This is a genomic window from Pseudooceanicola lipolyticus (assembly GCF_002786325.1).
Taxonomy (GTDB): Bacteria; Pseudomonadota; Alphaproteobacteria; order Rhodobacterales; family Rhodobacteraceae; genus Pseudooceanicola_C; species Pseudooceanicola_C lipolyticus.
The window spans coordinates 1-1,396 of the sequence record NZ_PGTB01000343.1 but is presented as its reverse complement, the minus strand read 5'-3'; the positions used below and the strand labels follow the sequence as shown (position 1 = coordinate 1,396).

Sequence of the window (1,396 nt, the reverse complement as noted above, 5' to 3'; positions counted from 1 at the left end):
CGAGCTATGCTGGGAAATGGGTGACGGTGTTTGAGAAGGCGGCGTATCGTGGCGGGTGTCGAAGCCTGCCAGAACTTCCAGAAGGAACGATACGCCTATGACGAAGAATACCGACATCATCGCCCTGCGTCAGCCGGAATCTGTTGACGATCCGCTGACCGAGATTGCCCGGGATGGGGCGCGCCGGATGCTGGCCGCTGCACTTCGGGCAGAGGCTGACGCCTTCGTCGCTCAGCATGCCGAAGAGGTCCTGCCGGATGGCCGGCAGCGTATCGTCCGGCATGGGTATGGGCCGGAGCGAAGCATCCAGACCGGGATCGGCGCGCTTGATGTGCGCCGCCCGAAGGTGCGAGACCGCGCGGCCGGACCTGCTGACGAGAAGGTGCGGTTCAGCTCCGCCATCCTGCCGAAATGGGCGCGGCGGTCGCGCAGCCTCGATGCCCTGCTGCCAGTCCTCTACCTGCGCGGCATTTCCACCGGCGACTTCCGGGAGGCGCTCTCTGCGATCTTGGGGGCGGAGGCGCCAAACCTGTCGCCGGGCGTAATCTCGCGCCTGACCGGGGAATGGCAGCAGGAACATGACCGCTGGCAGCGCCGTGATCTTTCGGCGCGGCGGTATGTCTACATCTGGGCGGACGGCGTCTACCTCCAGGCCCGGATGGAGCCGCAGGCCGAGTGCATGCTGGTCATTCTGGGCGCCACGCCCGAAGGGAAGAAGGAACTGGTCGGCTTCCAGATCGGCGTTCGGGAAAGCGCGCAGAGTTGGCGCGAGTTGCCGGTCGACATCAAGGCCCGCGGCCTTGCCGTCCCGCCGGAGATCGCCGTGGGAGACGGGGCCATGGGGTTCTGGAAGGCGCTCGACGAGGTCTTCCCCGGCACGCGTCATCAGCGCTGTTGGGTCCACAAGATCGCCAACGTGCTGAACAAGTTCCCGAAATCGATGCAGCCGACGGTGAAGGCCGACCTGCGCGAGATATGGCAGGCCGAGACCCGCGCTAAGGCCAAGGCCGCCATGGACATCTTCGCCGAGAAATATGGGATCAAATACGAGAAGGCGGTAAACTGCCTGACAAAAGACCGCGACGCGCTGCTGGCGTTCTATGACTTCCCGGCCGACCATTGGGATCACCTGCGCACGGGCAACCCAATCGAAAGCGTCTTCGCCACCGTCCGGCACAGGACCGTCCGAACCAAGGGGGCGCTGTCGCAAACGACAGCGAAGCTGATGGTGTTCAAGCTCGTTCAGACCGCCGCCAAAACATGGCGCCGCCTGAAGGGCGCGAACCAGTTGCCTTTGGTCATCGAAGGCGTCACATTCACCGACGGTGTCGCCGAGAACGACACCGAAAACCGCGCCGCGTGATCAAGCCGCATCACCCAGATTTCAGCATAGCTC

The 1,396-nt window shown here is 64.2% G+C and carries 1 protein-coding gene; it reads left to right on the top strand.

The window, feature by feature from the left end; genetic code table 11:
* Positions 1 to 97 precede the first annotated feature (97 nt).
* On the top strand, positions 98 to 1,363 hold the full coding sequence (locus CVM52_RS25760) for an IS256 family transposase (RefSeq protein WP_027264277.1): 1,266 nt from the start codon (positions 98 to 100) through the stop codon (positions 1,361 to 1,363).
* Positions 1,364 to 1,396 lie beyond the last annotated feature (33 nt).